The organism is Pseudomonas sp. BIGb0164, from assembly GCF_024810135.1.
Classification (GTDB): Bacteria; Pseudomonadota; Gammaproteobacteria; order Pseudomonadales; family Pseudomonadaceae; genus Aquipseudomonas.
This window is the reverse complement of the sequence record NZ_JANUEA010000007.1, coordinates 18,457-34,561: the sequence shown is the minus strand read 5'-3', so window position 1 is coordinate 34,561 and position 16,105 is coordinate 18,457. Positions and strand designations below refer to the sequence as shown.

Sequence of the window (16,105 nt, the reverse complement as noted above, 5' to 3'; positions counted from 1 at the left end):
CGGGTTTACCGGTTACGAGTTTAAACAGCTGCTTCGTGATAGAGCGGCCCTCACTCTGAAGACAGTGAAGAAAATATCTGCACGATTAAGCCAGTGGGCAGATGATTGGTTGCGGGGAGTGGGAGTAAACCGATCGAGTGATGAGCTTCATCGCAATGACGAGGCCCATCGCCGGCACTGCTCAGTGCTTCAAAAACCATCGTTCAAATAGCTTGTTGGTGCGTTCAATCATGCTCCGGATACCAATAGCTGCTTCCAGCTTGAATCACACATGGTAGGTATCCGTACCTCTCTTTCAGTATTCGTTGCAGGTCATGGTAGCTGCTCCCTACCGTATCTTGAATCATGGCAACGTAGGCTTCAAAGGTAGGATGCTTACGCCAATATTTGCCATGGATCGCATCTGCCAGCGACCGATCAAACCAGCCACGTAAAAGCATCAGAACGCCCTCCACTCTAATCTCCACGGACTGACCAGATTCAGCCTGTTCCCGTCCATCACGTTTCATAAGCTCCCGTTGCACGTAGTTACCGGGTTGGTAGCCCAGAGATACGCACGCTTCGTGAAATTGCTCATGGATTTTGCGATGTGATTGAAGATCCTCCTTGATATCTGGGGCAAAGATGAATTCACAGTAGGTACATTTGCTTACTCGGTCAGCATCCTCTGAAGGATGGGCATGGAGCATGACCCATTTGTCGTACAGGCAGTGCACTTCATGATAGTTCCGGACACCCAAATACTGCTTGGCTGCTTTGTCCAGGCGTTGGCCCAGTTTCAGTGTGGGGTAACTGCTTTCAAGCTGTTTGGCCAGACGTTTGACCTGCTTGATATGGATAGAAGTAATCTGCATATACAGCTCCCGGAAGGGCTGTGCCTGGCGTCCACTACGAGGTCACCTGATTGGGGGTCAGGTTAGGTGTTTCGACTAATCACGACAGCGCTATTGCTTCGCCAGTGTGGACGGCAGGTACCTACCGAGTACCTTAAGGGAGGGAGGCTAGCATTCGGGGATAGATGAGTTCAAATCAGTGCAAGTCGTGGCGAGCGAGTTGTCACGGTCGAGCACCTGGAATCGGACCTTGCCATCGACCTGGGGAGGTTTGGGTTTGCGTTGTCGCTGCTTCTTCGATTTGGCCCAGTGGCCACGCCCAGGCAGACGGATGCCGGCTTTGCGACAAGCTTTGCCGACGGCGACGTCGGAAACACCAATGTTATGGGCCAGTTTGATCATGGGTGTTTGCCATACTTTTTCGAACAGTTCCACGACGGTGAAGTTCACGAATCTGTACATGCAGTCTGTCACCTTTGCTCATGGCTAATTTAAGGTCATGACACAGGGTGTCGCGGTGTTAAATTCCGGAAAACTCTGGGTGCAACAGCCTATGACGGTGTTCGCGTCTCTGGCGTCGCGTACGCTGGAAAAGACAACATCGACTCGTTTGGCGTGTGCTCGTAAGTTGAGGACAGCACGGCACTGAGCTGATCGCTTAACAGGTTCCAGGCGTTTTTCTTCTCTCCGGCATAGTCGTGATGCAGGTAATGGCGCCTCACCCGAGAGCCTGCCAACACATGGTTTTGGCAGCGATCGATGACGTCCAGGTTGACCCCCAAAGCCTGCATCATGGTCGCGCCCGTGCGGCGCAGGTCATGCGGCGTCCAGTCGCCGTTTTGGCCGTCGGCAAGGACCAGGGTATCGTCATGGCACCGTCTGGAGAGGGCCTTGCGGTTTTTGAACCGGGCTTGGCGGTCACCCACCTGCTTGCTCACCACTTTCACGTCCACATGTCCGTCATCCTGCTTGTTCGGAAAGCACCACTGGGAGTCTCCCGTCAGGGTCTTGAGTTCCTGAAAGAAATGCAGGGCAAAGGGGGAGAGGAAGACATAGTGGTCCTGTTTCTTGCCGCGAGTGCCTTTGACGTTTTCGCTGGGGAGGAACCACGTCTGCCGGTCCAGATCGACATTTTTCCATTCGGCCTGGAGCAATTCACCAATCCGGCACAGCGTGCCCAGGCTAATCCAGAGCGCGAGCTGCGTTTCCTTCTTTAGTGGACGAATGCCGTCGTATTTTTGGCCCGCGGGGAGGGCGTCGTAATCGGCGGTCATTTGCTGGAAGCGGTTGTGCAGTTCTAACAGCTCCGCCGGGGAAAGGATGCGGCTTCTTTCCGCTTCGTAGTCGGCAGGGATCAAGGGGGAGATGTCGACCAGCTCAGTTGGATCACCCTCGATCAATAAGGCCCGCCAAGGTTGGCGCTTTCTAGCCCAGCTAAACATCTGGGTGAGGTCGGCGAAGAAGCTGATGGCTTGCCGGTGAGCGCCGCGGTTGACCACGGTGCGGATCAGCGCCCGAACATCGTGTTCGGAGACGCTGCTCACTGCGGTCTTGCCGAGTGCTGGCAAAAGGTCCTTGTTAAAGCGTCTTTGCAACTCGGCATTGCCGTCTTTACGCGCGACGCCATCCAATAGCCAGGCCTTGACCAGGTCCTGGACGGTCAGCGTTTTCACCTTCGTCGTGTTTACTTGTTCGGCCTCTACGTTAGCAGCAGCGTATGCCTGTGCCTTGGCGGTTTTCTTTTGCTCGTTGGGATTGATCTGCTCATCAAGGAGCGCCCTGGCCTGGTTACGCGCCTTGCGGATGTCCGTCAGGGATTTGCGCGGCCAGGTTCCGCAGGCGTACTCTTTGTTCTGGTCGCCCCAGCGATAACGATAGAAAAAGCTGACCGATACACCGTCCTTGCGGGCTGAGATTCGACCGGCCAGATTGCCGTCCTCTCGGAGGATTCGGCCGGCATCGTTGGGAGTCAGCGACTCGAGTTCTTTGATGGTGATTTTGGCCATGAAATGGACTCCCCCTACTTTTACCCCCACAAAAACGTCGGCTCTTGATGGACGTTCCTGGACTCTCGTAGAGCAGAACACCGCTGGAGCTCAAGTAAATACTAGCTTAGTAAAATCCACAGTAAAGTTTTGGAAGCTTTCAAGAAGTATGAAAAAGGAGATGGGGTGCTAGGGGTCGAGTGTTCGAATCACTCCGTCCCGACCATTATTCCTGAGTAAAGTCAGACATTTGAGCCGATCAACTAGATCGGCTTTTTTGTGCCTGCGCGAAACTCGCGAATAACGCAAAAGCTGATTGGGCGGGTACTTGGAGATGGCTAACTATTTCCATTGGGAATATTCTTGCTGAATGACGAACGACAGACGCCAATTGCTGGACTGGGAGCGCGATGAGTGCGCAGCTTTGAAAAAGGCCCTTGCGGACTACAATTCCGCACGCGCAAAGGACAAGCGCCTCACCCAGGATGAGATAGCCCATGCGGTAGGGATGAGCCAGGGAACGCTGGGCAGCCATCTCAATGGGCACCGACCATTATCCCAAAAACTTGCGGTTTCCATGGCGCAAATGCTCGGCATCCCAATTGGGTGTTTCAGCAAGCGGATCGAAGCCGACATAGGCCGAATGGCCTCTGCCGTTGGCATCAACTCGACAATCGCCGGCGCGAATGTAGACGAGCGCATTCCACCGCGCGGCTTTGACCTCGCTGGTGACGAGAGCTACACCGGCGTGTTGCAACTGAGCGCTCGCGGATCAACCGGTGGCGGCGATGACAACTCGCACGTCGAGATACGTGGTGTGCTGGCTTTCAAGACAGAATGGTTGCGCGCCAACAACCTCAACCAGCGTCATCTGGACGTGATCTACGCCAGCGGCCACAGCATGGAGCCGACCATCAATGATGGTGACGTATTGCTGATTGATGAGTCGAAGATCGAGCCAAAGGACGGCCAGGTCTTTGCCATGCAGAGCGTTTCCAAGGGGACGATCGTAAAGCGCTTGGTGCGGTCCGACGTTGACGGCTGGATTATCCGCAGTGATAACCCTGACAAGACGCGCTACGGCGACGAGGCGCTGCGTGACGGGGAGATAAATGAAATTCGTATCATTGGGCGCGTGGTCTGGCGCGGCGGCGTGCTTTAGTTACCTGAATGCCTTTGCAAGCCTCATCCAGCTCACCAAGCCCGGCCCAGTGCCGGGCTTCTTGTTTCTGCTTGCCACGGCTTCACCCGCAAGCTTGCCACTGAGTGTTTTTTATCTCCTTGGGAAATAAAATCTCCAATGGAGTTGACATTAATACTTCCATAGGAGATATTTACTCCATCGCCGGGTAACAACCGGCCAGACAGTAGGCAGCGACGAACCGACCTCCGCGAGCACCGTCCGGTCCTGGAATTTTTAGCTTCCTACACTGACTTGAGCCTCACCCAATGCGAGGTTTGTGATTGCCCACGGAAAGGGCGGTTCAGCAAAAAGGAGTTTGCTGATGTTGAAAGAGTTCAGATGCGGCAACTGCAAAAGACTGCTCGCCCGTACGGGTGGGTTTACAGAGCTCCAGATCAAGTGCACCCGATGCGGGACCTTGAATCATGTGAAGGCCACGAGCCTCGAGCAATCGCCTTTGAGCGACATGAAAGCGGAATTCTCCGCGACCAATCATTCGACTCAAAGGTAAATAATCATGGAACAATTGAAAGTAGGTGCAAAATTCATCAACTACGACGGCTTCGTTGAGCCTGTTCGTCCAATTATCACACCGGCAGAAAATACCACCGGCATCGTGCTGCGAACCTGCTACGCCTACGGCGGGAAAATGCTTACCGGCACGGTAACTCCCGTTCCAACTAATGGCGAGTTTACGGCGTTCCCGATTGTGTTCCTTGGCTTGGGCAGCCCGTCGGGCGAAGTTGTCATTCCGGCAGGTCAAGGTCTTTGGTGGGCGCCGGTCGAAGGGGGGTTCAGTCCCTCTTACGCTTACACCACCTATGACGATCTTGCCTGATTGAACGGGTCTTAAAGAGGGTTTTGCCCTCTTTGGCCACCCCTAAGGCCCAGCTCAGTGCTGGGCCTTACCTATCCAGAGCCTCTGCAAAGCAGGGGCTTTTTCGTCTCCAGCGCCAGAAAAGGCCTGATTTGCCGACGTATCAGCGCGGGCGAGGCGTTCTGCCTGGGAGCCGCTCAGGTGTTTGGCCCGTTCCCGTGTCGACCAAATGTCACCGCCCCAATCACGCGTCGAAGAACACCAGCGCTCTTACCTCGATACTTCGCCGTGGTGGTGCACCATCTGGCGTTGTGGGGTCGTCAAACGCCGTGTGTGCGCTCAACCTCGCCACATCCTGCCGCGAATCATGGATCTTCAACAGCAATGCTTCATCAGGTCGCAATTGCGGGTAGTAATACCAACGATGTGCCGGGTTGGCCTTGACTGAAAACGTCTCGCCGACCTTGTCGCGATACACCAGGTCACTGGGCAACAGGTCACTCGCCGCCATACTGCGTGCGTCGCACAACGCCAGCGGGGTGCTCAAAACCGGCGTTCCGATCGGTCGCCATACATTAATAATCGCAAACCGCTTGAGCAGCCGCTGCTGCGCTTCATCGCTGGGCAGGTGGTCATGCACTCGGCGAACGGCCGAGCGTTCGGTCTGGTCGTTGTGCACGTACCGCACGGGTTCGCGCAGCCCGCGTGCTTCTCGACCTGGGTTATCCACGCGAATCGTATGATCGAAAATCACCACCTTCACGGCACCCGTCTGCTGCTTGAGCAGGGCTTCGGTTTCTGGGTAGTACAGCAGGCGCACTTGTTCATCATCTTCCAGGTTGGCGACGGCGCTGATGTGATCAACTTTCTCGAAGCCGTTGCGATTGATATGGGCCGGTTCAGCCAGCAGCCGCGCGTTATGGATCGTCACCTGGGTGGGATCAAGCACACCGCTGCGTTGGGCGACGCCTTCGGGCGGGGGATAGGTGTAGTTCACCGGACGTTCTCCGGTGTCCAGCAGGTAATTGAGCACGCCGCGCACCGAAGCGGGGGCGAGCTGAGTCTGATGGGTTCCCATAAAACCACCTCTTTATGCGGTCGCCGTCGATCGAGCCATCGATGACAAAATGAGCGACATGGACATTTTCAGGGCCGAACTTCCTCGCGAAGGACTGCGCTACCGAACGCTACCCAGTCCAGCCACCGCGCCGATCCCTGCGATCCACACCACTGATTCCGCCATCAACCTTCGCTCCCATGAAGTCCATGGCTATCAATCTACCGATCCGGCCCCGCCAGGAATAAGAATATCGACAGCTAAGGATATGCCCTCACGCTGTTACTTCCGCCCACCAACGGGGCGTTTTCTGAGCCTTTTGGTAGCAGATTCCTACATCTGCATTCCGGCCGATCAGCCGCAGACCTCATCTATCCCATCCGAATCAACCACTTGCCCCACCACCCACCCAATTGGCACGCATCCTGCTTTTTTGCATCCATGGATAATTGGATACAAAAATACAAAAGGTGCTGCCGATGCAATTTGCCCCCGCTTACGTTGACCGCCAGCCCCTCACCGCCGAGGAGGAGGCCTACAACTTCCTGCTTGATGCCATCTGCAGTGGCCGCTACCGCAAGGGCGACCGGCTGATTGCCGAGGACATCGCCAGTGAAATCGGCATGAGCCGCATGCCGGTGCGCGAAGCCTTCCGCCGCCTGGATGCCCAGGGCCTGGTCACCCTCAGGCCCAACCGTGGCGCCGTCGTCAGCGGCCTGGATATCGACGAATTGCACGAAGTCTTCGAGATGCGCAGCGCCCTCGAAGGCCTGGCAGTACGTGTGGCCGTCAGCCGGATCGGCGAACGCCAATTGGCCGCGCTGGAGCGCATGCTCGACGAGATGGACGACTACCGCGACGAAAGCGCCGCCTGGGTCAGCCGCCACCGCGCCTTCCACGAATACCTGTGCAGCCTCAGCGGCCGACCGCGCTTGATGAAGCAGATCTCGGCGCTGTACTCGCTGGTGGAAGCGCCCATGCGCCTATGGCTGCAACACGGCGATAAACCCCTCAGCGCCCGCGAAGAACACGCGGTGATCCTTGATGCGATCCGCGCCGGTGACGCCGCTCGCGCCGAAGCCGTGGTGCGCGAACACATCGAAGGCACCGTGCCGGCGCTGATCCAGTTTTTGCAGTCGGAAAAATAATCAGAGGTGGGCCCAAGCCCACCCGTGTTTTGACTTTGAGTCCTGCCCCGTTAACCAACGAACTGGAGTGTCTGGTCATGCATAAACGCCGCGCCTTGCTGGTGGCTGTCTCCCTCGGCCTCTGTACCCAATGGGCCTCTGCTGCGCCCCAGGTACCGGAGCGCTTGAAGAACGTCGACAAACTCGTCTACTGCTCGGGGATGGATTCACCGCCCCTCGTGTCCTTCGATGAAGCGCAGAAACCGCGCGGGCTCACCGTCGACCTGGGTCTGGAAATCGCCAAGCGCCTGGGCGACAAGCAGGTGCAGTGGCGGGTGATTCCGTTCTCCGGCCTGGTGCCGGCCTTGCTCGCCCAGCAGTGCGACATGATCGTCGACCAGCTGTTCGACAAGCCCGAGCGGCGCCAGGTGATCGACATCGTCAACTACATGTACTCCAGCCAGTCGGTGGTGGTGCCCAAGGGCAACCCCAAGGGCATCAAGACGCTGGATGACTTGTCCGGGCACAAAGTCGCGGTGCTCAACGGCTCCACCATCAAGACCTTGCTGGACACACAAAACGAAAGCCTGTCCAAGGCCGGCAAGCCACCGATGAAGCTGGTGGTCTACAACACCGACACCGACGCCTTCCAGGCCCTGCGCATCAACCAAGTTGATGCCTACGGCACCACCGTGGAAACCGCTGGCTACTACGCCGCCATGGCGCCCGACTTGTTCCAGGAAGGCGTGCCCGCCTTCAGCCGCATCCTCACGGGCCTCGGCATGCGCAAGGACGATCCGCAACTCGCCGCCGCCGTGCAGCAAGTGATCAGCGATATGCGCAGCGACGGCAGCTACGTGGCGTTGCTGAATAAATGGCATGTCAGCAGCGACACTCTCGACTGAGGTTTCCAGCCATGAACTTCAATTGGGATGTGTTCTGGCAGTACCTGCTGCAGCCCAGCGGGGTGTACCTCACCGGGCTCTGGCTGACGTGCCTGATCGCGGTGTCGGCGATGCTGCTGGGCTGCGTGCTGGGCTTGGCGGCGGCGCTGTTGCGCCTGTCGAAGAACCCGCTGCTGCACCTGCCGGTACGCTTTTATGTGTGGTTGATGCGCGGCACGCCACTGCTGGTGCAAATCGTGTTCCTGTACACGGCGCTGGCGGCGGGCGGGATTTTCCGCTTCGAAGATATCGAACTCTTCGGCCTGATCGTGCCGGGCAATATCCAGGCGGCCATCATCGCCCTGGGCCTCAACGAAGGCGCGTACATGGCCGAAATCATCCGCGCCGGCATCGGTGCCGTGGACAAGGGCCAGTACGAAGCCGGGCGTTCCCTGGGCATGGGCTTTGCCAAGTTGATGCGACGCATCGTGCTGCCCCAAGCGTTCCGCGTGATCGTGCCGCCCCTGGGCAACGAGTTCAACGTGATGCTCAAGAACACCACCCTGGTCAGCGTGATCGGCGTGCAGGAGTTGCTGCTCAGCACCCAGATGGTCACCTCGGCGACGTTCCGCGTGTTCGAGTTGTACCTGGTGGTCGCGATCTATTTCTTGATGCTCACCACGCTCTGGGGCTTCTTCCAGCGTTGGCTGGAGGCGCGTTTCGGCCAGTCCGACCGGCCTTCCGCACCGCCTCCCGCGTCCAGCCGCATGTTCGGGCGCAGCACCTTGAAACTGCTGAGAGGACGCTGACCATGGCGCACCAAAGTGAAGAACTGATCATCGAGGCCCTCGACCTGCACAAGTCGTTTGGCGACCTGCAGATTCTCAAGGGCATCTCCTTGCAAGTGCGACGTGGCGAAGTGGTGGTGCTGATCGGCGCCTCCGGTTCGGGCAAGACCACTTTCATTCGCTGCATCAACCTGCTCGAAGACATCCAGGGCGGGCGCATCCGCGTTAACGGCCGCGCCATGGGCTATCGCGAGCGCAGCGACGGCAGCCTGGTGCGCGATTCGGAGCGCAACATCGCCCGTCAGCGCCGTGACATCGGCATGGTGTTCCAACGTTTCAACCTGTTCCCCCACATGACGGCGCTGGAAAACATCATCGAAGCACCGATTCACGTGCTCGGCACGCCACGCGCCGAAGCCTTGGAACAGGCCCGTGGCTTGCTGGCGCGGGTGGGCCTGGCGGACAAGGCCAGCCATTACCCGTCGATGCTCTCCGGCGGCCAGCAGCAGCGGGTGGCGATTGCCCGTGCCTTGGCGATGAAACCCCAGGCCATGCTGTTCGATGAACCTACCAGCGCCCTCGACCCGGAAACCGTCGGCGAGGTGCTGCACGTGATGAAGGAGCTGGCCGAGGAGGGCATGACCATGGTGGTCGTCACCCACGAAATGGGCTTTGCCCGTGAAGTGGCCGACCGCGTGGTGGTGCTCGACCAGGGCGAGCTCATCGAACAAGGGCCGCCGGAACAGATCTTCAGCCGCCCCCGCCATCCCCGTACCCGGGCCTTTCTCAGCCGCGTGCTGTGACCTTCATAAGGAACTGTGCCATGCGTTTATCGAGTGTGTTAGCGGCGCTGTGCTGCGCCGTCGCTGTGCCCATGGGCCAGGCTGCCGACTCGGTGGTCAAGGTCTACAACTGGTCCGACTACATCGGCCCCGATACCTTGAAGAACTTCGAGCAAGACAGCGGCATCAAGGTGCAATACGACATTTTCGACACCAACGAAATGCTCGAAGCCAAGCTGCTCTCCGGTCACTCGGGCTATGACGTGGTGGTGCCGTCCAGCCAGTTCCTGTCCAAGCAGATCCGCGCCGGCGCCTACCAGCCGCTGCAACGTAACTTGCTGGATAACTGGAAGCACCTCGACCCACGCCTGATGCAACGCCTGGAAGCCGCCGACCCCGGCAACCGCTACGCCGTGCCGTACATGTGGGGCACCGTGGGCATCGGCTACAACGCAGAGAAAGTGCGTGCCGTGCTGGGCAAGGACGCGGTGCTGGATTCCTGGTCGATGGTCTTCGAGCCGGCCAACCTGGCCAAGCTCAAAAGCTGCGGCGTGGCCTTCCTCGATGCGCCGGTGAAGATCATCCCCCAGGTCATGCTCTACCTCGGCCTGGACCCCAACAGCACCCGGCCCGACGACTACAAGCAAGCCTCGACGCGGCTGATGGCGCTGCGCCCGTCGGTGACCTACTTCAACTCCTCGAAATACACCGCCGACCTGGCCAACGGTGATATCTGCGTGGCGGTGGGTTATTCCGGCGACGTGATGCAGGCCCAGAGCCGCGCCAAGGAAGCCGGTAAAAATATCGACATCCGCTACCTGATCCCCAAAGAGGGCGTGAACCTGTGGTTCGACATGCTCGCCATTCCCAAGGACGCCGCCAACCCCGCCAACGCCCACGCCTTGATCAACTACCTGTTGCGCCCCGAGGTGATCGCGCCCGTCAGCGACTACGTGGGCTACGCCAACCCGAACAAAGACGCCACGCCCCTGATGGACCCCAAAGTCAGTGGCAACCCGGGCATCTACCCCGGTGACGACGTGATCAACCACACCTTTGTCTCCGCCGACCTGCCGGAAAACATCCAGCGCCTGATGACCCGGGAATGGAACCGCATCAAGTCCGGCCAATGAATCGAAGAGTCCCTGCCATGTTGAAATTTTCTGCTCACGAGTATCCCTATCCATCGCAACGCCAGAGCGTGTTCGCCAGGCGCGGCATGGTCGCGGCTTCCCAACCTTTGGCCGCCCAGGCCGGTATCGAGATCATGCAACGGGGCGGCAACGCCATCGATGCGGCCATCGCCACGGCGGCCGCGTTGACCGTGGTGGAGCCCACCGGCTGCGGTTTGGGCGGCGATGCGTTTGCCTTGGTCTGGTGTAAAGGCCAACTGCACGGCTTGAATGGCAACGGCCACGCGCCGGCCGCCTTGAGCATCGAGGCGGTGAAAGCGGCGGGGCACGACCAGATGCCGCTGTATGGCTGGACGCCCGTCACGGTGCCGGGCTGCCCATCGGCCTGGGCCGAGCTGTCCGAGCGCTTCGGCCAGTTGCCGTTTGCCGAGTTGCTGCAACCGGCCATCCGCCTGGCGCGCGACGGTTTCCCACTGTCGCCGGTGATCGCCCAGCTGTGGCAGGCCGCGCTGGATGAGTTCAGCCCCCACCGTGACCCGGTACTGGACGCCTGGTTCGACACCTTCCTGATGGACGGCCGTGCACCTCGCGCCGGGGAGATATTCCGCAACCCGGCCCAGGCTCGCACCCTCGAAGAACTCGCCGCCACCCGTTGCGAAAGCCTGTATCGCGGCGCCCTGGCCGAACGCCTGGACGCCCATTCGCGTGCCAGCGGTGGCTACCTGCGGGCCAGCGACCTCAAGGACTACCGCGCCCAGTGGGTGGACCCGATCCACATCAATTACCGGGGCGTGGACGTGTGGGAAATCCCCCCGAGCGGCCAAGGCCTGGTGGCGTTGATGGCGCTGAAGATCCTCGAAGGGTTCAGCTTCGATCACCGCGATAGCCAGCAGACCTGGCACCGTCAGTTGGAGGCCATGAAGCTCGCCTACAGCGATGGCCTGCATTACATCACCGACCCGCTGCACATGCGCGTGGCCGTGGCGGATTTGCTCAGCGATGCTTACAGCAGCCGGCGCCGCGCTCAGATCGGTGAGCAAGCCCAGCCGCCCAAACCTGGCGATCCCCATGCCAGTGGTACGGTGTACCTGGCCACGGCCGACGCCGAGGGCAACATGGTTTCGTTCATCCAGAGCAACTACCACGGCTTTGGCTCCGGCGTGGTGCTGCCTGACAGCGGCATTGCCCTGCAAAACCGCGGGCAGGAATTCAGCCTCGACCCGGCCCATGCCAACTGCCTGGCGCCGGGCAAGAAAACCTTCCACACCATCATCCCTGGCTTCCTCACCAAGGACGGCCAGGCCCTCGGTCCGTTCGGCGTGATGGGCGGCTACATGCAGCCCCAGGGGCATGTGCAGATGGTGATGAACCTGGTGGACTTCGGCCTCAACCCCCAAGCGGCTCTGGATGCACCGCGCTGGCAATGGCTGGGCGACATGAAAGTCGGCATTGAACAGGGCGCCTCCCGCGACCTGGCCAACGCCCTGGCGCGGCGCGGCCACAAGGTGCAGATCGACAGTGACCTCACCGACTATGGGCGAGGGCAGATCATCCTGCGCGACCCGGTCAGCGGCGTGCTGTGCGGCGGCACCGAGCCCCGCACAGATTCCCACATCGCGGTGTGGTAACCCGGCTTCAACCTTTGCGCTGCGGTCTACCCTGACACACCGCAGCGCGGGGCAAGCCCGCCCATCTCCAACCTCACCCACATCCCTGTAGTGAGCGGGCTAGCCCCGCGCCGCGTTCTACCCGACACCCTATCCTTACCTGACATACTGCGGCGCGGGGCAAGCCCGCTCACTACAGGTTTTGGGTGGTTCATAGATTTCGGGGTGGCGTATAGAGGCTCGGGGGGCCACCCAGATTTCGGAGGAGGCGTTGATAAAATAATTGAACAAGCCTGTCCCTTTTTTTGCCGTCACCGGTCATTCCAGGTAAGTGAACAAAATCGAGAGCTTCCTCCAATGCCCGTTGTCCGTCCCTTGCTCAAGTTGAGCCTGCTGCTGAGCCTCAGCGCCAGCCCGTTCTTCGCCGCCGTCAGCTATGCCGAAGACACCACCACCCGCCGCAGCTACCAGGTGCCGGCCGGCAGCCTGAGCGCGGCGCTCACCCGTTTTGCTGGTTTGGCGGGGGTCAACCTGTCGGTAGACCCTGCATTGGTCAGCGGGCGCACCAGCGGCGGGCTGTCGGGCGAGTTCGGTGTGGAGGAGGGCTTTGCCCGCTTGCTGCAAGGCTCCGGCCTGCAACTGCAGCCGATGGGTGAACAGGCCTACATGCTGGTGCCGATACCGGACGGCAGTACGTTGGAACTGGCGCCGACTGCGATCCTCGGCACCACCGGCCTGTACGACGGCGACACCTACGCCGGCGGCCAGGTGGCACGCCGCACTGCGCAGGGCATGCTCGGTACGCGGGACTTCATGGAGACCCCGTTCAGCATCACCACCTACACCGCCGAGGCGGTGAAGAACCAGCAGGCCCGCACCCTGGGCGACCTGATCGCCGCCGACCCGTCGGTGCGCGCCACCAACCCGGCCGGTGGGCGTTACGAGCAGTTCACCATTCGCGGCTTCAGCCTGTTCAACAGTGACGTGGCCTACAACGGTCTCTACGGCGTGCTGCCCACCTACACCATCGACATGGAAATGGCCGACCGTGTCGACATCCTCAAAGGCCCCAGCCAGTTGATCAACGGCATCTCGCCACGGGGCAGCGTGGGCGGCGGGATCAACGTGGTGCCCAAGCGTGCCACCGACAAAGACATCAACTCGTTCACCGGCACCTGGGCCTCCGAAAGCCAGGCGGGTGGGGCGGTGGACGTGGGCCGGCGCTTTGGTGAAGACAATAAGTTCGGTATTCGCTTCAACGGCGTGAAACAGGCTGGCGATACCGACTGGGACCACCAGAGCGTCGACCGCGAAATGGCCGTATTGGGCCTGGATTTCCGTGGCGAGCGCCTGCGCCTTTCCACCGATATCGGTCACACCGAACGCAACACCGACGCCCCCCAGGAGCGTGTCCAGGTCGCGGCTGCCGCTCCGGTGCCCAGCGCCAACGACGTGCGCCGCAACTATGCGCAAGCCTGGAGCAAGGCGCGCACCAAGGACACCTTTGGTACGTTCAACGCTGAATATGATGTGAGCGATGACGTGATGCTGTACGGCGGTGTCGGCTTACGCAAAAGCAACCACGACTTCCTGCGCCATGCGGTCTCCGTCACCAACGCGGCCGGTGATTTCAGCGTGCTGCCGCGCGACTTCACCCGCGATGAAAACGTGCGCACCTACACGGCCGGGGTACGCAACTGGTTCCACACCGGGCCGGTCAGCCACGAGGTCAACCTGGCGGCCAGCTACTTCGACATGGATTTCACCAACGGTGGTGCACGTTATGCCGCCGCGCCGAGCAACCTCTACAACCCCGTGCAAACCCCGACACCGTCCACGGCGACGCGTCAGGACGCCAAGGTCTACACCGAGAACAAATTCAGTGGCGTGGCCTTGTCCGACACCCTGGGCTTTTTCGATGACCGTCTGCTGTTGACCCTTGGTGCCCGCTGGCAGCGGGTCAAGGTGGATGACTGGAGCGATGGCATCAAGGGCGACACCGCCTACGACGAAGAAAAAGTCTCGCCGTCGGGCGGGCTGCTGTTCAAGGCCACCGATAAACTGTCGCTGTACGCCAACTACATGGAAGGCTTGAGCCAGGGCAAGATCGCGCCGTCCACCTCGATCAACGAAGACCAGATCTTCCCGCCGTTTATCAGCCGCCAAGTGGAAGTGGGCGCCAAGTACGACGCCGGCGCCTTCGCCGTGACCGCCGCCGTGTTCCGCATCAAGCAGCCGGCCTATGAAACCAACGCCACCTCGCGGGTGTTTGGCCCGAATGGCAAGCGCCAGAACACCGGGGCGGAACTGAGCGTGTTCGGCGAGCCGCTCAAGGGCGTGCGCTTGCTCGGCGGTGTGATGTACATCGACAGCAAACTCAAGGACACCACCAACGGCACCTGGGACGACAATCGCGCCCCGGCCACGCCCAAATACAACGTCAACCTCGGCGCGGAGTGGGATGTACCGGGCCTGCAAGGCCTGACCCTGACCAGCCGTGGCATCTACTCCAGTTCACAATACCTGGACCAGTCCAACGTCAAGGAAATCGACGCCTGGAACCGCCTCGACGTGGGGGCGCGCTACGCCTTCAACGTCGACGACAAACACGTGACCCTGCGCGCGAACGTGGAGAACGTCGCCGATAAACGCTACTGGAGTTCGGCCGGTGCCTCGGATGACAGCGAACCGGGGCTCACCTTGTCCACCCCGCGCACCTACCTGCTTTCCGCCACGGTCGACTTCTAACCGCAGGACAAAATGTGGGAGCGGGCTTGCTCGCGAAGGCGGTAGTTCAGACAACTCTTTGTGTGACTGACACACCGCTTTCGCGAGCAAGCCCGCTCCCACAGTTGATCGATGGTGCCAAGGTGAATTTCATGACTTTAATGAGAATGTTTTTTGATTGCGCCGCCACGATATGGAATAGTACCCGCCGTTTTCCCCGGCCCGTCTAGCCGGGGTGTTTTAACGCCGAGGTACTTGCCATGCGACTGTTGCGCTCCATTCCGACCCTTGCCGCCTGCCTCCTGGCGTTGTCTTCCAGCGTACTCAGCGCTGCCCCCATCGACCTCAATGACGGCCAGCACACCGTGCATCTGCCCGATGCTCCCAAGCGTGTGGTGGTGCTGGAGTTCTCCTTTCTCGACAGCCTCGCCGCCGTTGACGTGACTCCGGTAGGCGCCGCCGATGATGGCGATGCCAACCGGGTGCTGCCCCGTGTGCGCCAGGCCATCGGCCAATGGAAGTCCGTGGGCTTGCGCTCGCAACCGAGCATCGAGGAAATTGCCCGGCTCAAGCCGGACCTGATCGTCGCCGACCTCAACCGCCACCAGGCGTTGTACAGCGACCTGTCGAGCATCGCGCCCACCCTGTTGCTGCCGTCACGCGGGGAAGATTACGAGGGCAGCCTCAAGTCCGCCGAACTGATCGGCAAGGCCCTGGGCAAGCGCCCGCAGATGGAAGCGCGAATCCAGCAGAACCGTGCACACCTCAAGGCAGTCGCCCAGCAGATTCCCGCCGGCGCCAGCGTGTTGTTCGGCGTTGCCCGTGAAGACAGCTTCTCCGTGCACGGCCCGGACTCCTACGCCGGCAGCGTGCTGCAAGCCATCGGCCTGAAAGTGCCGTCGGTCCGTGTCAACGCCGCGCCCACCGAGTTTGTCAGCCTGGAACAACTGCTTGCACTGGACCCGGGCTGGCTGCTGGTCGGCCATTACCGCCGTCCCAGCATCGTTGATACCTGGAGCAAACAGCCGTTGTGGCAAGTGCTCGGCGCGGTTCGCAACAAGCACGTAGCCGAAGTGGACGGCGACAGCTGGGCGCGCAACCGTGGTGTGCTGGCCTCGGAGCAGATCGCTGAAGATGCGCTGGCGATTCTCAAGGGCGGCAACGCCGTACTGAGCCAATAGC

At 60.3% G+C, this 16,105-nt stretch carries 15 protein-coding genes and 1 pseudogene; 11 read left to right on the top strand and 5 right to left on the bottom strand.

What is annotated here, in order from left to right:
• Nucleotides 1-224 precede the first annotated feature (224 nt).
• The 3 genes from M2394_RS18905 to M2394_RS18895 form a co-directional block, all read right to left on the bottom strand.
• Nucleotides 225-854, bottom strand: coding sequence for a hypothetical protein (locus tag M2394_RS18905; protein ID WP_259173518.1), 630 nt, complete (start codon nt 852-854; stop codon nt 225-227).
• A gap of 147 nt (nt 855-1,001) precedes the next feature.
• Nucleotides 1,002-1,283, bottom strand: coding sequence for a hypothetical protein (locus tag M2394_RS18900; RefSeq protein WP_259173517.1), 282 nt, complete (start codon nt 1,281-1,283; stop codon nt 1,002-1,004).
• Between the two features lie 101 nt (nt 1,284-1,384).
• Nucleotides 1,385-2,839, bottom strand: coding sequence for a site-specific integrase (locus tag M2394_RS18895; protein ID WP_259173516.1), 1,455 nt, complete (start codon nt 2,837-2,839; stop codon nt 1,385-1,387).
• 349 nt (nt 2,840-3,188) lie between these two features.
• Between M2394_RS18895 and M2394_RS18890 the strand changes: the two genes are divergently transcribed.
• The 3 genes from M2394_RS18890 to M2394_RS18880 all read left to right on the top strand — a co-directional run bounded on the left by M2394_RS18890 (nt 3,189) and on the right by M2394_RS18880 (nt 4,839).
• Nucleotides 3,189-3,980, top strand: coding sequence for a LexA family transcriptional regulator (locus tag M2394_RS18890; RefSeq protein WP_259173515.1), 792 nt, complete (start codon nt 3,189-3,191; stop codon nt 3,978-3,980).
• Nucleotides 3,981-4,323: 343 nt separating this feature from the next.
• Nucleotides 4,324-4,512, top strand: a complete 189-nt coding sequence (locus M2394_RS18885; protein ID WP_259173514.1) for a Com family DNA-binding transcriptional regulator — start codon at nt 4,324-4,326, stop codon at nt 4,510-4,512.
• Nucleotides 4,513-4,518: 6 nt separating this feature from the next.
• Nucleotides 4,519-4,839 carry a hypothetical protein gene (locus M2394_RS18880; protein ID WP_178925211.1) on the top strand — a complete coding sequence of 107 codons (321 nt, stop codon included), beginning with the start codon at nt 4,519-4,521 and terminating at the stop codon, nt 4,837-4,839.
• Nucleotides 4,840-5,062: 223 nt separating this feature from the next.
• Here M2394_RS18880 and M2394_RS18875 read toward each other — a convergent pair whose 3' ends face one another.
• Both M2394_RS18875 and M2394_RS18870 read right to left on the bottom strand, forming a co-directional pair.
• The gene (locus M2394_RS18875; protein WP_178925213.1) at nt 5,063-5,896 is read right to left on the bottom strand and encodes a CmcJ/NvfI family oxidoreductase; all 834 of its coding nucleotides are present in this window, start codon (nt 5,894-5,896) and stop codon (nt 5,063-5,065) included.
• A gap of 10 nt (nt 5,897-5,906) precedes the next feature.
• Nucleotides 5,907-6,005: pseudogene (locus M2394_RS18870) on the bottom strand (glucose 1-dehydrogenase); the annotation flags it as partial.
• Nucleotides 6,006-6,354: 349 nt separating this feature from the next.
• Here M2394_RS18870 and M2394_RS18865 point away from each other — a divergent pair.
• The 8 genes from M2394_RS18865 (at nt 6,355) to M2394_RS18830 (ending at nt 16,104) form a co-directional block, all read left to right on the top strand.
• Nucleotides 6,355-7,023 carry a GntR family transcriptional regulator gene (locus M2394_RS18865; RefSeq protein WP_259173513.1) on the top strand — a complete coding sequence of 223 codons (669 nt, stop codon included), beginning with the start codon at nt 6,355-6,357 and terminating at the stop codon, nt 7,021-7,023.
• A 77-nt stretch (nt 7,024-7,100) separates the two neighbouring features.
• Nucleotides 7,101-7,907, top strand: coding sequence for an ABC transporter substrate-binding protein (locus M2394_RS18860; RefSeq protein ID WP_259173511.1), 807 nt, complete (start codon nt 7,101-7,103; stop codon nt 7,905-7,907).
• A gap of 11 nt (nt 7,908-7,918) precedes the next feature.
• Nucleotides 7,919-8,695, top strand: coding sequence for an amino acid ABC transporter permease (locus tag M2394_RS18855; RefSeq protein ID WP_176998767.1), 777 nt, complete (start codon nt 7,919-7,921; stop codon nt 8,693-8,695).
• A gap of 2 nt (nt 8,696-8,697) precedes the next feature.
• Complete coding sequence (locus M2394_RS18850; RefSeq protein ID WP_259173510.1) at nt 8,698-9,477, top strand: amino acid ABC transporter ATP-binding protein; 780 nt, start codon at nt 8,698-8,700, stop codon at nt 9,475-9,477.
• 20 nt (nt 9,478-9,497) lie between these two features.
• The gene (locus tag M2394_RS18845; protein WP_178925223.1) at nt 9,498-10,589 is read left to right on the top strand and encodes a polyamine ABC transporter substrate-binding protein; all 1,092 of its coding nucleotides are present in this window, start codon (nt 9,498-9,500) and stop codon (nt 10,587-10,589) included.
• A 17-nt stretch (nt 10,590-10,606) separates the two neighbouring features.
• Nucleotides 10,607-12,217, top strand: a complete 1,611-nt coding sequence (locus tag M2394_RS18840) for a gamma-glutamyltransferase family protein (protein WP_259173509.1) — start codon at nt 10,607-10,609, stop codon at nt 12,215-12,217.
• A 336-nt stretch (nt 12,218-12,553) separates the two neighbouring features.
• The gene (locus M2394_RS18835; RefSeq protein WP_259173508.1) at nt 12,554-14,944 is read left to right on the top strand and encodes a TonB-dependent receptor; all 2,391 of its coding nucleotides are present in this window, start codon (nt 12,554-12,556) and stop codon (nt 14,942-14,944) included.
• 239 nt (nt 14,945-15,183) lie between these two features.
• Nucleotides 15,184-16,104 (top strand): Fe(3+) dicitrate ABC transporter substrate-binding protein, encoded by a 921-nt coding sequence (locus M2394_RS18830; RefSeq protein WP_259173507.1) that lies wholly within the window; start codon nt 15,184-15,186, stop codon nt 16,102-16,104.
• Nucleotide 16,105 lies beyond the last annotated feature (1 nt).

Coding starts and splice junctions, on each gene's coding strand:
- M2394_RS18905 (WP_259173518.1), bottom strand. CDS start 854: ATGCAGATTACTTCTATCCATATCAAGCAGGTCAAACGTCTGGCCAAA.
- M2394_RS18895 (WP_259173516.1), bottom strand. CDS start 2,839: ATGGCCAAAATCACCATCAAAGAACTCGAGTCGCTGACTCCCAACGAT.
- M2394_RS18890 (WP_259173515.1), top strand. CDS start 3,189: ATGACGAACGACAGACGCCAATTGCTGGACTGGGAGCGCGATGAGTGC.
- M2394_RS18885 (WP_259173514.1), top strand. CDS start 4,324: ATGTTGAAAGAGTTCAGATGCGGCAACTGCAAAAGACTGCTCGCCCGT.
- M2394_RS18880 (WP_178925211.1), top strand. CDS start 4,519: ATGGAACAATTGAAAGTAGGTGCAAAATTCATCAACTACGACGGCTTC.
- M2394_RS18875 (WP_178925213.1), bottom strand. CDS start 5,896: ATGGGAACCCATCAGACTCAGCTCGCCCCCGCTTCGGTGCGCGGCGTG.
- M2394_RS18865 (WP_259173513.1), top strand. CDS start 6,355: ATGCAATTTGCCCCCGCTTACGTTGACCGCCAGCCCCTCACCGCCGAG.
- M2394_RS18860 (WP_259173511.1), top strand. CDS start 7,101: ATGCATAAACGCCGCGCCTTGCTGGTGGCTGTCTCCCTCGGCCTCTGT.
- M2394_RS18855 (WP_176998767.1), top strand. CDS start 7,919: ATGAACTTCAATTGGGATGTGTTCTGGCAGTACCTGCTGCAGCCCAGC.
- M2394_RS18850 (WP_259173510.1), top strand. CDS start 8,698: ATGGCGCACCAAAGTGAAGAACTGATCATCGAGGCCCTCGACCTGCAC.
- M2394_RS18845 (WP_178925223.1), top strand. CDS start 9,498: ATGCGTTTATCGAGTGTGTTAGCGGCGCTGTGCTGCGCCGTCGCTGTG.
- M2394_RS18840 (WP_259173509.1), top strand. CDS start 10,607: ATGTTGAAATTTTCTGCTCACGAGTATCCCTATCCATCGCAACGCCAG.
- M2394_RS18835 (WP_259173508.1), top strand. CDS start 12,554: ATGCCCGTTGTCCGTCCCTTGCTCAAGTTGAGCCTGCTGCTGAGCCTC.
- M2394_RS18830 (WP_259173507.1), top strand. CDS start 15,184: ATGCGACTGTTGCGCTCCATTCCGACCCTTGCCGCCTGCCTCCTGGCG.